Annotated in this window: 13 protein-coding genes; 6 read left to right on the top strand and 7 right to left on the bottom strand. The window is 67.5% G+C overall.

Annotation, left to right across the window (positions count from 1 at the left end; all coding sequences use genetic code 11):
• The first annotated feature begins 57 nt into the window (after positions 1-57).
• Positions 58-1,026 (top strand): polysaccharide deacetylase family protein, encoded by a 969-nt coding sequence (locus tag AC5P68_RS04185; protein WP_043033955.1) that lies wholly within the window; start codon positions 58-60, stop codon positions 1,024-1,026.
• Positions 1,027-1,029: 3 nt separating this feature from the next.
• On the opposite strand, the gene AC5P68_RS04180 is transcribed toward AC5P68_RS04185, so the two are convergent.
• From AC5P68_RS04180 to AC5P68_RS04170, 3 genes are all read right to left on the bottom strand, one after another.
• Positions 1,030-1,950, bottom strand: coding sequence for a class I SAM-dependent methyltransferase (locus tag AC5P68_RS04180; RefSeq protein ID WP_414498059.1), 921 nt, complete (start codon positions 1,948-1,950; stop codon positions 1,030-1,032).
• Positions 1,951-2,058: 108 nt separating this feature from the next.
• Positions 2,059-2,733, bottom strand: coding sequence for a hypothetical protein (locus tag AC5P68_RS04175; RefSeq protein WP_134731146.1), 675 nt, complete (start codon positions 2,731-2,733; stop codon positions 2,059-2,061).
• Between the two features lie 127 nt (positions 2,734-2,860).
• Positions 2,861-3,277, bottom strand: a complete 417-nt coding sequence (locus tag AC5P68_RS04170) for a hypothetical protein (RefSeq protein WP_021204446.1) — start codon at positions 3,275-3,277, stop codon at positions 2,861-2,863.
• Between the two features lie 90 nt (positions 3,278-3,367).
• On the opposite strand from AC5P68_RS04170, the gene AC5P68_RS04165 reads away from it, so the two are divergent.
• Complete coding sequence (locus AC5P68_RS04165) at positions 3,368-3,652, top strand: hypothetical protein (protein ID WP_021204445.1); 285 nt, start codon at positions 3,368-3,370, stop codon at positions 3,650-3,652.
• Between the two features lie 88 nt (positions 3,653-3,740).
• Here AC5P68_RS04165 and dmeF read toward each other — a convergent pair whose 3' ends face one another.
• Positions 3,741-4,715 (bottom strand): CDF family Co(II)/Ni(II) efflux transporter DmeF, encoded by a 975-nt coding sequence (gene dmeF / locus AC5P68_RS04160; protein ID WP_227844383.1) that lies wholly within the window; start codon positions 4,713-4,715, stop codon positions 3,741-3,743.
• 48 nt (positions 4,716-4,763) lie between these two features.
• Between dmeF and AC5P68_RS04155 the strand changes: the two genes are divergently transcribed.
• Positions 4,764-5,048, top strand: a complete 285-nt coding sequence (locus AC5P68_RS04155; protein ID WP_231522536.1) for a metal/formaldehyde-sensitive transcriptional repressor — start codon at positions 4,764-4,766, stop codon at positions 5,046-5,048.
• A gap of 77 nt (positions 5,049-5,125) precedes the next feature.
• On the opposite strand, the gene AC5P68_RS04150 is transcribed toward AC5P68_RS04155, so the two are convergent.
• Positions 5,126-5,497: a MerC domain-containing protein gene (locus tag AC5P68_RS04150; RefSeq protein WP_049433468.1), complete on the bottom strand. Its 372-nt coding sequence runs from the start codon at positions 5,495-5,497 to the stop codon at positions 5,126-5,128.
• 69 nt (positions 5,498-5,566) lie between these two features.
• Here AC5P68_RS04150 and AC5P68_RS04145 point away from each other — a divergent pair, with 69 nt between their 5' ends.
• Positions 5,567-6,892, top strand: coding sequence for a GTP-binding protein (locus tag AC5P68_RS04145; protein WP_049433469.1), 1,326 nt, complete (start codon positions 5,567-5,569; stop codon positions 6,890-6,892).
• 78 nt (positions 6,893-6,970) lie between these two features.
• On the opposite strand, the gene AC5P68_RS04140 is transcribed toward AC5P68_RS04145, so the two are convergent.
• Positions 6,971-8,578 (bottom strand): ATP-binding cassette domain-containing protein, encoded by a 1,608-nt coding sequence (locus tag AC5P68_RS04140; RefSeq protein ID WP_049433470.1) that lies wholly within the window; start codon positions 8,576-8,578, stop codon positions 6,971-6,973.
• A gap of 225 nt (positions 8,579-8,803) precedes the next feature.
• A complete protein-coding gene (locus tag AC5P68_RS04135) occupies positions 8,804-9,703 on the bottom strand; it encodes a LysR family transcriptional regulator (RefSeq protein ID WP_005407877.1) in 900 nt (299 codons plus the stop codon).
• A 228-nt stretch (positions 9,704-9,931) separates the two neighbouring features.
• Here AC5P68_RS04135 and AC5P68_RS04130 point away from each other — a divergent pair, with 228 nt between their 5' ends.
• Both AC5P68_RS04130 and AC5P68_RS04125 read left to right on the top strand, forming a co-directional pair.
• The gene (locus tag AC5P68_RS04130; protein WP_049433471.1) at positions 9,932-11,110 is read left to right on the top strand and encodes a serine hydrolase domain-containing protein; all 1,179 of its coding nucleotides are present in this window, start codon (positions 9,932-9,934) and stop codon (positions 11,108-11,110) included.
• Positions 11,107-12,291: an MFS transporter gene (locus AC5P68_RS04125; protein ID WP_288417396.1), complete on the top strand. Its 1,185-nt coding sequence runs from the start codon at positions 11,107-11,109 to the stop codon at positions 12,289-12,291. Before AC5P68_RS04130 ends, AC5P68_RS04125 begins: the two co-directional genes overlap by 4 nt.
• The last annotated feature ends 310 nt before the right edge of the window (positions 12,292-12,601 follow it).

Below are 12,601 nucleotides of genomic sequence, written 5' to 3'. Positions count from 1 at the left end.
GACCACGCGCCCGCAATCGCGCTACAGTCTGCGCTTCGCTCCTGCAAGGATGTGCTGATGCGTTGGTTGCTGCGTGCTGTACCGCTACTGCTCTGTTCGCTGGCGGTACACGCCGCCGAGGTGGACCGCCGGATTGCGGTGACCATCGACGACCTGCCCTGGGCGCGGGTGGACGAGATCGTTCCGCCGGACCTGCAGTCGCGGCACGAAGCGCTGATGGCGCAGCTGCACCAGGCGGGTGTGCCGGTAGTTGGCTTCGTCAACGAGAACAAGCTAGAGATCGATGGGCAGGTGCAGCCGGCGCGGGCGCAGATGCTGCGCGACTGGCTGGACGCCGGTTATGTGCTGGGCAACCACACCTACTCGCACATGGACCTGAATGCCAAGGGCGTGCCTGCGTTCCAGCAGGATTTCCTGCGTGGCGAGACGGTGCTGCGGCCGTTGCTGGCCGAGCGTGGGCTGAAGCCGCAGTGGATGCGTCACCCCTATCTGCGTGCCGGGCGCACGCCGGAAGAACGCGCGGAGATGGACGCGTTTTTCAAGCAGCATGGCTACCGCGTGGCACCGGTGACGGTCGACAACGGCGAGTGGGTGTGGGCGTTCGCCTACGCCAACGTGATGAACGAGCAGCCGGATTCACCGGCGCGCGAGGCGACGCTGGCACAGCTGCGCAAGGGCTACGTGCCGTACATGCTGAACAAGCTGGACTACTACGAGAAGCAGTCGCAGGCACTGCTGGGCTACGCGCTGCCACAGGTCTGGCTGATGCACGCCAACGAACTCAATGCAGCCACGTTTGCCGAACTGGTGGCGGCGACGAAGCGCCGCGGCTATCGCTTCATCTCACTGGATGAAGCGATGCGTGACCCGGCCTATGCACGTGGTGCCGAAGGCTACAGTGGCCGTTACGGCCCGAGCTGGTTGCACCGCTGGGCGATGGCGGAGAAGAAACCGAAGGAGTTCTACGCCGGTGAACCCGAGGTGCCGGCGTGGGTGATGAAGCTGGCGAAGGTGGACTCGGAATGAGGCTCAGCGCTTGACGGCCAGCACACCGTCAAGCGCCAGCTCGGCCTTGAAGCCGGCCTTTTCCAGACGTTTGGCCACTTCACGTGGCACGTCGCGGCCGCTGGTCAGCTTGTTCGGCGCGCCGGTGTAGTGAAACAGGCGCCCGCCCTTTCGGATGACGCGGGCGAGGTGGTCGTAGAACACCTGCGAGTACAGTTCGCCGGCGATGCCGAAGCGCGGCGGGTCGTGCAGGATCGCGTCGACGCTGCTGCTGGCCACCTGTTCGATCTGCTGCGAGACATCGCCGTGGCTGAACTGCAGGCGGCCACCGGCCGCAGCCGATTCCGGGTCCGGCGACCACGGGTTGAGCGTGCGCAGCCACATCACGTCGGCGTTCTTCTCGAACGAGCGGATCTGGCCGACGCCGGCCTCCAGCGCGCAGGCGGCGAAGTAGCCCAGGCCACCGCAGGTATCGAGGATGACCTTGCCGGCCGGGGCGACCAGCTCGACCTTGCGGCGCGCGTCCTCGAACGGTGACAGCTTGGAGGTCGGCAGCATCTTGATGCCGTCGATCTCGAAGGTCGGTGCGCCCCATTCGGTCGGCACCAGCTTGATCAGCGAACCGCTGTAGCGCGAAATCGGTGCGAAGTCCTCGCCGTCCCAGTAGTACAGCGTGCGGTCCTTCAGCTTGCCCGGCCACGGGTAGGGCTGGCCACGGAAGTGGAAGCCGTCGGCATCCAGCGCCACGCTGCCCTCGCTGCGGCCGAGGTCGAGCGAGCCCTGCCAGTCGGCAGCGCCCTTGTCATGGGCACGGCGCAGGCTGTCGGCGCTGTCGCGGGTCAGCAGGGGGCCGGTGTAATGGGACACGGCGGGTACCGGGGCGGTTCGGGGGAGGGCATGGTACCGCAGGGCGCATGATGGGTTGAAAGAGTGATTTATGACCATGGTCGTTGAAAACAACGGTCTATGGGGCATGTGCAACTAATCTCAGTATGACGGGATGCCGCGACGCGGCCTTCAGTGAAAGGCTGAAGGCCGCCTAAGATCAGTTGCCTACTGAGCGAACTGAGTTCCGCGATTGGATGCGCATTGCCTTGGTATGCACACGTCCAGCGAGGTGCTCACGAATCGTGACTCCATTATGGTGCAGACGACGCCAATTCCCTCGCTGAGATAGAAGGGGGATGAATAATGACGTGTATCGCTAAAATAGCATCTGCCGTTGTCAATACCAATCTTAGCTGTTCGGGCTCCGGCAACGGAGCTCTCTGCATTCATCTGGCCTGTTGAATAATAGGACACGCCCACAGGAACACGTCCATTCGGCGCAGTTGCCGTAACCCAGTCAATACTCTTCGAACTCCATTTTGAGGTTGGATTCCCTGGGGTGTTTTCACGAGTGCATGCCCAGCCTGCTGCCGGCCCTTCAATCGTCCCCTCCCCTTGAGATGGTTCCATATCCATGGAAGCGCAGAAAGCTTGGTGGTAGAGCTTAGTCGCCTCCGACTGGTCGCTGTATCGATAGATCAGTCGTCCAAATCCATCAGGCTTCAGATGCTGATCAACTTGAATCTGCCCTCCATCGAAGTCTGGCCAAGTTGTACGGCGAACAATGATGATCTCTCCTTTGGCGCTGAGCTCCGTTCTGTCGACACTCAATGGTGTTTCTGCGAATGCAGGCGAGGCCGTGGCGATTGCCAGACACAGGATCAGTGTGCGATTACTCATCTGCGAGTCTCCGTTCTTCGGTTGCGGAGACACTAGGCTCAACAATGTTCAGTTTTCAGATTGTGACCCGCACCGTACTTGACCAGATTTCAAACTTTTCTTACTAGTTTGAATGTTGATCCATCGCTCAATCGCACTTCACCGCATACACCGGCCCAGCACCGATCAGCATCAACGCCATGTAGTCACTATCGCTGGCCTTGCCGTTCAACGTCGCGTCCTTGTTGAAGTGGAAGATGCCGAAGCCGCCCGCCATGCGGATCAACGCGCTGTCGATCTGCTCGGCGTCATCGCGGAAGTAGCGGCTGATCTCGCTGCGGGTGGCCTTGTGCAGGGCATTCGGCTCGCGTTGCCACTGGTCGCCGCGGCTGAAGGAGACGAAGTACTGGCCGCCTTCCCTGTCGATGCGGAAGTCGGCCGGTTTGCGCGCGCCGGTGGCGAAGCAGCCCTGCAACGGATCGGCGCTGAAAGGAAGCCCGGCATCGCCACTGCAGGCGGTGAGCAGCAGGACGGCACCGGGCAGCAGCAGGCGGAGCATGCGCATGGGATGTCCCTACAGGGCAGGTGCGGCTAGTGTAGGCGGCACTCGGGCGTCGCCCGTACAGAAATTCGGCAAGAACAAAGGGGTTTTCGGATGGCGCAGGGCAAGGCACCGTGGTGCGGCATGGCCAGTTGGCTGGGGATCGCTGTGGGTTGGGGGGCCGGCACATTGGCGGCGCAGGCGGCGGCAGCCGCAGGCGGCAATGGCATGGCTGCGGGATTGGGCGTGGGCGTGCTGGGCGCGGCGCTGGTGGGTGGCGGCCTGGCGGTGGCTTCGCGCGTGCGCGGTGAGCGTTGGCCGTGGATCGGCATCGGTGGTGCGGTGCTGAGTGCGCTGCCGCTGCTGATGTACCTGCTGCGGATGATGCTGAAGCTCTAGCGGTAGTGCCGGCCGCTGGCCGGCACCTGCAGGTCGCATGCGGCGTTCATGGAGTTGCCGGCCAGCGGCCGGTACTACCGGATGCAGGTCAGGTGCTGCGGTGGATCTCCACGGTGACATGCACCAGCTCCTCATGGATCGCCAGCGCGTTGCGCAGGGTATCGGCATCCAGCGTGGCGTCGCTGGTGACCACGCTGGCGCTGACCGCGTACTTGCCGCGACCCACCTGCCAGACGTGCAGGTCGGCCAGGCGCGCCGGCCACGGGCCCTGTTCGATCACTTCGCGTACTTCGGCCACCACCGGAGCGTCCATCTGCGCGTCGAGCAGGATGCGGCCGCTGTCGCGCAGCAGGCCCACCGCCCACACCGTGACCAGCACGGCGCCGACCAGGCCCATCACCGGGTCCAGCCAGGTCAGGCCCAGCAGCTTGCCGCCGAGCAGGGCGATGATGGCCAGCACCGAGGTGGCGGCGTCGGCCAGCACGTGCACATAGGCCGAGCGCAGGTTGAGGTCGTGACTGTGCGCATGGCCGTGATCGTGGTGTTCGTGGTCATGCCCGTGATGATGGCCATGGTCATGCCCGTGGTGGTGATGCGCGTGGCCCGGGCTGTCGTGCAGCCACCATGCACAGAGCAGGTTCACGCCCAGGCCTACCGCAGCGATGGCGATGGCTTCGTTGTAGTGGATCGGCGCCGGTACCCACAGCCGCTCCAGCGACTGCACGGCCATCAGCGCGGCCACGCCGAGCAGGGCGATGGCGCTGGTATAGCCGGCCAGAATCTCGATCTTCCAGGTGCCGAAGGCGAAGCGCGGGTCGTGCGCGTAGCGGCGTGCGCAGCGGTACGCAAACACCGAGAGCCCAAGCGCCAGCGCATGCGAACTCATGTGCCAGCCGTCGGCGAGCACGGCCATGGAGTTGAACCACCAGCCGCCGACGATCTCCAGGACCATCATGCTGACGGTGAGCCACAGGGCGCGGCGGGTATTGCGTTCGGCCAGCGGGTTGCCGTCGTCGAAGCGGTGTTCGTGGCGACGGGCGGCGGCGAGGGCGTCCAAGTGCATGGGGGCGGGAGCTGGAGTGGATACCCCCATAGGGTATATGATCCCGCCATGGCCCATGTACACAAAAATCGTAAGCAGCTGCTGACCCGGGTGCGCCGCATCGCGGGCCAGGTGGCGGCGTTGGAGCAGGCGCTGGACCAGCCCGAGGGTGAGGCCGGGGACTGTGCGGACGTGCTGGTGCAGGTTGCCGCCGTGCGCGGTGCCGCCCACAGCCTGCTGATGGAGCTGCTGCACGAGCACCTGCAGGAACACGTGGTGGGTGCCGATGATCCGCAGCAGCGGGCGGCCGAGGCCGAGGTGCTGGTGGAGCTGTTGCGCCGCTACGGCAAATAGCAGGGGTAGTGCCGCCCGCTGGCCGGCAACTACAGATGGCGTCCGAAGCTCACGCAGTTGCCGGCCAGCGGCCGGCACTACCCGTGCCGGTGCCGCGCGTTCCAGATATGCGTGGCGGCCAGCAGCAGGCTGCCGGTGACGGTCATCGGCGTTTCCCAGTCATGTGAGGGCAAGGCCAGCGCGCCGGCCAGCAGCAGGCCGAGCCCGCCGCCGGCGGCGGCCCAGGCCAGCACGGGCAGCGGGTGACGGCGCTCGGCCCGCCACAGCGCGTAGCCGGTCAGCGGCAGGGCGATGGCCACGAACAGCAGGTGCACCCATTCCGCTTCGGCCCAGGTGCCGAACAGGGGGAGCGCGGCGGCCAGCAGGGGCAGCGCCAAGCAGTGCAGCAGGCACAGGCTGGACAGGGCGACCGCGCCGGCATCAAGCAGGGCGGCAGAAGGCGACTTCATCGGGGGAGGTTCCTTGCGCAACAATTGTTATAAGGTAACATTTTCGTTCCGCAGCCAACCCGCTCCGACATGAACACTGTTTCCCGCGCCGACCGTCGCCTTCCGGTCACCGTACTGTCCGGCTTCCTGGGGGCCGGCAAGACCACCCTGCTCAACCAGATCCTGCGCAACCGCGAAGGCCTGCGTGTGGCGGTCATCGTCAACGACATGAGCGAGGTCAACATCGATGCGCAGCTGGTGCGCCAAGGTGGCGCCGAGCTGCGCCGCACCGAAGAGACGCTGGTGGAATTCAGCAACGGCTGCATCTGCTGCACGCTGCGCGACGACCTGCTGCAGGAAGTGCGGCGCCTGGCCGATGCCGGTCGCTATGACTATCTGCTGATCGAATCCACGGGCATCGGTGAACCGATGCCGGTGGCGGCCACCTTCGCGGTGCGCGACGAGCATGGCTTCAGCCTGAGCGATATCGCGCGGCTGGACACGATGGTGACGGTGGTCGACGGAAGCGCGTTCCTCGCCGACTTCGGCTCGACGTCGCGACTGGCCGAGCGCGGCCAGCAGGCCGGCCCGGAGGATGATCGAGGTGTGGTCGATCTGCTGTGCGAGCAGGTCGAGTTCGCCGACGTGATCGTGGTCAGCAAGGTGGACCAGGTGGATGACGAAGCGTTGCAGGACACGCTGGCCGTGTTGCGTGGCCTGAACCGCGACGCGAAGCTGCTGCTGTCCAGCTTCGGCGATGTGCCGCTGGCCGAGCTGCTGGATACCGGTCGCTTCGACATGGAGCGTGCGCAACGTGCGCCGGGCTGGGTGAAGGAACTGCGGGGCGAGCACACACCGGAAACCGAGGAGTACGGCATCGGCAGCTTCGTCTACCGCTCGCGACGTCCGTTCCACCCGGCGCGCTTCGCCCGCGCGCTGCAGTCCGGCATGCCCGGCGTGATCCGCAGCAAAGGCTGGTTCTGGCTGGCCAACCGCATGGACTGGGTGGGTGAGCTGAACAGCGTGGGCGCTGCGACGCGCACGCAGGCGGCGGGCTTCTGGTACGCCGCACGTGACCGCGTGCGGGCCGGGCTGGAAGACACCGCGCCGTTGTTGCCGCCCACGCCGCTGCCTTACAGCGACTTGGGATGGGCGCGGCAGCAGGCCGACTGCTGGAGCGCGCCGCTGCCGGGGCCGGAAGAATTCCCGGATTCGGCCGCGCACGCGGCGATGCAACGGCTGTGGCACCCGTTGTGGGGCGACCGTCGCCAGGAACTGGTGGTGATTGGCGTGCACATGGATGAGCGCGCGGTGCGTGCGGAGCTGGATGCGTGTCTGCTCAACGACCAGGAGCTGCGTGCGGGGCCATTGCTGTGGCAGCAGTTGCCGCAGGCGTTCCCGGTGTGGAAGCGCTGAGCGGGCGCTGAGGGTTCGGGGTGCACCGGCCAGCGGCCGGCACACCCCGCCCTGCATCGATCCACGCAGGGCGGGGATCTACAAGGCGTCACGCCACTGCCAACCCCCGGTGCTCACCTGCAGCACGTGGCTTGGTCGCAATGCCTGCAGCAGGTGCCGGTCGTGGCTGACCATCAGCAGCGCGCCCGGCCACGCCGCAAGCAGTTTCTCCAACGCCTGCAATGCGCTCAGATCCAGCGCATTGCCGGGTTCGTCCAACAGCAACAGCTGGGGCGCGGGATCGGCGTACAGCACGCTGGCCAGCGCACCTTTCACGCGTTCGCCATCGCTGAGGCTGCGGGCTGCCCGCTGGATGCGCTGTGCATCCAGCCCGAGCAGGGCCAGCCGCGTGCGCAGCTCGCCTGGGTCCGCGCCCGGGTTGGCGGCCTGCACGGTGTCGAGGATGCTGCGCTCGCCGGACAACCCCAGCAGCTGCTGGTCGAGCAGGGCCAGTGGCGCATGCCGTTGCACGGTGCCGCTGCGTGCAGGCAGCTGGCCGGCCAGCACACGCAGCAGGGTCGATTTGCCGCTGCCGTTGTCACCGACCACGGCGATGCGCTGGCCGCGACGGATCTCCAGCTGCAACGGTGCACTGCAGCCATGTGGCAGCACCAGCGCCTCGGCCTGTAGCAGGCGCGTGCTGCCACGGTCACCCGCACCGGCGAACAGTGCCAGTTCCGGCGCCGCGTTCACCGCCGATGCCGCTGCGCGGAGATGCTCTGCGCTGGCCTGCAGGCGTTCGGCCTGCACCTGTTGTGCGCGGCCGTGGCTGGCCTCGGCGCGCTGCTTCTGCCGGCCGAGGAGGATCGGGGCCTGGTTGGCCTGCTTCGCATCGCGGTTGCCACGCGCCTGGCGTTGTTGTTGCCGTTCGTGCTGTTCGCGCGCGCTGCGTTGCTGCTGGCGGTGCTGGGCGCGCGCATGGTCGAGCTGGGCGGCGGCAGCTTCGCGCTCGGCCGCGCGCGCATCGGCATAGTGCTGCCACGGTCCGCCGTAACGATGCAGCCCGCGCCCATCGAGCTCGACGATCTGCTGCATGTGCGCCAGCAGCTCGCGATCATGACTGATCACCAGCAGGCCACCGCGCCACTGCTGCAACTGTTCGTACAGCTGTTGGCGATGGCGTGCATCGAGGTGGTTGCTGGGTTCGTCCAGGATCAGCCAATCGGCACCGCTGGCCCAGGCACCGGACAGCGCGACCTGCATGGCCTGGCCACCACTGAGGCGCGCGGCCGGCTGGGCGGGATCGAGATCGTCGGGCAGCCGAAGCGCCTGCCATTGCTGCTGCAGGCGTTCGCGCAGATCCCAGCGGTCGCCGACGCAGGCGAAGTCGGCCTCGTCCACGCTGCCGGCTTCGATGCGTTGCAGTGCGGCCAGTTCCGCGCCGACGCCGGCCAGTTCACCGACCGTGCCGGCGGGTGGATAGCCGGGCGTCGGCAACAGGAACACGCGGCCACTGCCGCGCACCTGGCCAGTGTCGGGCAGCAACCGTCCGGCCAGCAGGCGTGCGAGCACGCTCTTGCCGGCGCCGTTGGCACCGACCAGGCCGGTGGCGACCGGATCGAAGGAAAACGACAGGTCGGAAAACAGCGGGCGGCCGTCGGCCAGCCGATACGACACGCGATCGAGCGTGAGGGAATGCGGGGTCATGCGACCTCCATGGATGCCGGGTTCTCCCCTGCGCGCAGGGGCGGGAAGAGTCAGGCCGTCTGGTGGGAAGACGGCGGCATCAATGGCGCATTGGTCGCGAGCCTCTTGGAGGAATGAGCGGCCAGTATAGCGGGGCTGGCTGAATGGTTTGATGGCGCGACTCTACAAAGGCATCCACGCATGGCGTGGATCTAATGTGGGCCGGACATGGGGTGGATCGATCTCCTAGGGCACGGTTTCCAGGCGCGCGCTGACGAAGTCGATGAACACCCGCAGCTTCGGAAGCACGTGGCGGCCGGAGGGCCACAGCAGGTGGAAGATGCCGCAGGAATGCACATGCTCGTCCAGAACGGTGACCAGCCGGCCGTCGGCCAGTGCATCGCGCACCGAGTGCACGGGCACGAACGCCAGGCCGATATCGCGCAGTGCCAGCGCTACCCGCGCTTCGATGGTGTTGGCCACCATGTGCACCGGCAGCTCCTGCGGTGTTTCATGGTCGGGCCAGTGGATCGGCCACAGTTCCAGCTTGCCGGTACTGGGGAAGCGATAGTGCAGCAGCGTGTGCTGCATCAGATCGGCCGGTGTGCGCGGCGTGCCGCGCCGCTGCAGGTAGGCGGGTGAGGCGACGATGCGGCGTGGAAACACACCCAGGCGTCGTGCGTTCATGCGTGAGTCGCTGGGCTCGCCGACGCGCAGTACGGCATCGAAACCTTCCTCGATGACGTCGACCAGCCGATCGCTGAAATCGAGGTCGAGGCGGATATCGGGATAGGCCGCCATGAACTCGGCCATCAGCGGCAGGGTCAGGTCGCCCACCAGTGGCAGGCCGATGCGCAGCGTGCCGCGAGGCGTGGCGTGCGGCTGTGCCAGCTCGGTGCGTGCGGCATCGCGCTCGTCGAGGATGCGCCGGCAACGCGCCAGGAACAGCTGACCCTCGGCGGTGAGCGTGATGCTGCGCGTGCTGCGGTGGAACAGGCGCACGCCCAGTGCGTGCTCCAGCCGCGCCACGCACTTGCCCGCTGCCGAGGCCGAGATGCCCTGCAGGCGCCCGGTCTCGACAAAGCTGCGGGTGTCGGCGGCATGCACGAAGGTCTGCAGGTTGGCGAGGTTGTCCAGGACTGACATGGGCGTGCGGGCAATGAAAGCGGCAGGGTAGGCCGGCGCGGCTGTAGCGGGCGGCTCCGCCATCGCAACACTGTGGTGCGGGGTGGCGTGGAGACCGTTGTGGCCTTGCGGTTCCGGCCATCATGACGATTGCGGACTACACGGTCCATGATGCCCGGAGCGGCAACCGGCTTTTTGCGCGGACGCCCGCTGCCTAACGTGGCGGCCTCTCCCCCACGGATTCCCGCGATGAATGCCGCTCCTTCCTTCGAACCTGCGCCGACACTGCCTTCGGTGCAGCGGCTGCTGCAGCAGGTCCACCCGCAGCGCCTGGTCGGTGCGGTGGTGCTGGTGCGCGAGCACGGCGCGCTGCGCCATGCCAGCGCCACGGGCCTGGCGGATCGCGAGTCGGCCACGCCGATGCAGCGCGACCAGCTGTTCCGGCTGGCCTCGGTGAGCAAGCCGCTGCTGAGCACGGTGATCCTGGGCCTGGTGGCCGAGGGCGTGCTCGACCTGGATGCACCGGTGCAGCGCTGGCTGCGGGACTTCCGCCCGGCGCTGGCTGATGGCAGCACGCCAGCGATCAGCCTGCGCCAGCTGCTCAGCCACAGCAGCGGGCTGGGCTATCGCTTTCTCGAAGCCGATGCGAAGGGTCCCTACGCACGCGCTGGCGTCAGCGATGGCATGGACGCGAACCCGCTCTCTCTGGCCGACAACGTGCGCCGCATCGCGCAGGCACCCCTGCTGTTCGCGCCGGGCAGCCAGTGGCTGTACTCGCTGGGCGTGGACGTTGCCGGTGCCGTGGCTGAAGCAGCGACCGGTGAATCCCTGCAGGCACTGTACGAGCGCTTGCTGGCCGCACCGCTGGGCCTGCGCGACACCGCCTTTGCTGCGCGCAACGCGGCACGCTTGGCCACGCCCTATGTAAGCGACGCGCCGCAGCCGCATCGCCTGCAGGAAGGCGAGGTGGTCGCTCCGTTCGAGGGTACGGTCGGCATCGAATACAGCCTCGCGCGCGCCACCGATGCCAGCCGTTTCCCCTCGGCCGGGGCCGGCCTGGTCGGTACCGCCGATGACGTGATGGCGGTGCTGGAAGCCTTGCGTGATGTGCAGCGTTCAGGCCTGCTGCCGCCCGCACTGGCAGCGGAGATGGCCAGCCCGCAGGTCGGCGAGCAGGGACCGCCGGAACCAGCCGGCTGGGGCTTCGGCCTGGGCTTTGCGGTGCTGCGCGATGCGGCCGCAAGCGGTACGCCGCAGAACGCAGGTACATGGCGTTGGGGCGGTGCCTACGGGCACAGCTGGTTTGTCGATCCTGTGCGCGGGCTGAGCGTGGTGGCGCTGACCAACACCCTGTACGAAGGCATGGACGGTGCCTTCGTCGATCAACTGCGCGATGCGGTGTATGCCGATGTGGGGACCGTGCGATGAGCGGCCATGCCATCGATGCAGCCAGCCCCGCCGGTGAAGCCACGCGCCTGCCATGGGCCGGCCTGCTGGCGTTGGCCGGTGGCGGCTTCATCACTCTGCTGACCGAGACCCTGCCGGCCGGTGTCCTGCGGCCGATGGGCGAAAGCCTCGGTGTGAGTGATGCGGCGGTCGGCCAGCTGGTGAGCGTGTACGCACTGGGCTCGGTGATGGCCGCCTTGCCGATGACCGCACTGACCCAGCGCCTGCCGCGACGCCCCTTGCTGCTCGCTGCGATTGCCGGCTTCGTGCTGGTCAACACGCTGACCGCACTGAGCAGCAGCTATCCGCTGATCCTGGCCGCGCGTTTCCTGGCCGGCGTGAGCGGCGGGCTGCTGTGGTCGCTGGTGGCCGGCTACGCCGCGCGCATGGTGGTGCCGTCGCTGCAGGGCAGGGCAATCGCGGTGGCGATGGTCGGATCGCCGTTGGCGCTGTCACTGGGCGTACCGGCGGGCACCTTGCTGGGCCAGCAGATCGGCTGGCGTTGGGCGTTCGCGCTGATGAGCGTGCTGGGCGTGGGGCTGCTGGCGTATGCGCGTTGGGCACTGCCGGCCTTGCCCGCCGCCGGTGCCGGCCGGCGCATACCGCTGGGCACGGTGTGGCGCATGCCCGGCGTGCGCAGTGCATTGCTGGTGATGGTGCTGTACGTGCTGGCGCACAACGTGCTCTACACCTACATCGAACCGCTGGCGGTGGAGGCCGGCGCCGGCCCGTGGCTGGACCGCCTGCTGCTGGCCTTCGGCGTGGCCGCCATCGCCGGCATCGGCATTGCCGGCTGGGGCGTGGACCGTCATCTGCGCACGCTGGTGTGGGCGGCGGTGATCGGCTTCATCGTGCCGGTGCTGACCCTGATGTTGTGGCCGGGCGACGCGACCGCGCTGCTGCTGGCGACGATCCTGTGGGGCGTGGCCTTCGGTGCGGTGCCTACGTTGTTCCAGACCGCATTGGCACGGCGCGCGGGTGCCGCCGCGGATCTGGCGCAGTCGATGCTGGTGACCGGCTGGAACCTCGCCATCGCCGCCGGAGGCGTTGCAGGGGGTGTGCTGCTGCAGGCGGGCGGCCCGAACCAGTTGGGATGGCTGCCGTTGCTGCTGCTGGCGGTGAGCGTAGCGTGGCTGCTGGCACGGCCGAAGGCCTGGGCGTAGGCCCAGAGCAAACGTTACGGAGGTGCCGGCCAGCGGCCGGCACTACCGTGGTCCCCGCCATCCACGCATGGCGTGGATCCACCGAGCACAGCGACCCGCGTTTGCCTTTGCCTTTGCCTTCTTCCGTTGATTCCGTGGCGGGACGCCGCCGGAACCTGTCAGAGGCCGGGGCGGTCGGATTCGCGGGGGTGTCCGCGGCATGGATGCCGCGGCCAAGCCCCCATGGACGGGTTTACGGCGTCCCCCGCGAACCCGACCGTCCCGGCCAGCCCTGGGATAGCAGTACGCGACCCGCCACGAGGGGCTCCGC

Source organism: Stenotrophomonas sp. YJH_SMC_58 (assembly GCF_059369635.1).
Note: the sequence above shows the minus strand (reverse complement) of the source record. Positions and strands in the feature narration are given on the sequence as shown.

Bases quoted from the DNA above. Each gene is read 5' to 3' on its own strand.
- AC5P68_RS04185 (WP_043033955.1), top strand. From the start codon at position 58: ATGCGTTGGTTGCTGCGTGCTGTACCGCTACTGCTCTGTTCGCTGGCG.
- AC5P68_RS04180 (WP_414498059.1), bottom strand. From the start codon at position 1,950: ATGGTCATAAATCACTCTTTCAACCCATCATGCGCCCTGCGGTACCAT.
- AC5P68_RS04175 (WP_134731146.1), bottom strand. From the start codon at position 2,733: ATGAGTAATCGCACACTGATCCTGTGTCTGGCAATCGCCACGGCCTCG.
- AC5P68_RS04170 (WP_021204446.1), bottom strand. From the start codon at position 3,277: ATGCGCATGCTCCGCCTGCTGCTGCCCGGTGCCGTCCTGCTGCTCACC.
- AC5P68_RS04165 (WP_021204445.1), top strand. From the start codon at position 3,368: ATGGCGCAGGGCAAGGCACCGTGGTGCGGCATGGCCAGTTGGCTGGGG.
- dmeF (WP_227844383.1), bottom strand. From the start codon at position 4,715: ATGCACTTGGACGCCCTCGCCGCCGCCCGTCGCCACGAACACCGCTTC.
- AC5P68_RS04155 (WP_231522536.1), top strand. From the start codon at position 4,764: ATGGCCCATGTACACAAAAATCGTAAGCAGCTGCTGACCCGGGTGCGC.
- AC5P68_RS04150 (WP_049433468.1), bottom strand. From the start codon at position 5,497: ATGAAGTCGCCTTCTGCCGCCCTGCTTGATGCCGGCGCGGTCGCCCTG.
- AC5P68_RS04145 (WP_049433469.1), top strand. From the start codon at position 5,567: ATGAACACTGTTTCCCGCGCCGACCGTCGCCTTCCGGTCACCGTACTG.
- AC5P68_RS04140 (WP_049433470.1), bottom strand. From the start codon at position 8,578: ATGACCCCGCATTCCCTCACGCTCGATCGCGTGTCGTATCGGCTGGCC.
- AC5P68_RS04135 (WP_005407877.1), bottom strand. From the start codon at position 9,703: ATGTCAGTCCTGGACAACCTCGCCAACCTGCAGACCTTCGTGCATGCC.
- AC5P68_RS04130 (WP_049433471.1), top strand. From the start codon at position 9,932: ATGAATGCCGCTCCTTCCTTCGAACCTGCGCCGACACTGCCTTCGGTG.
- AC5P68_RS04125 (WP_288417396.1), top strand. From the start codon at position 11,107: ATGAGCGGCCATGCCATCGATGCAGCCAGCCCCGCCGGTGAAGCCACG.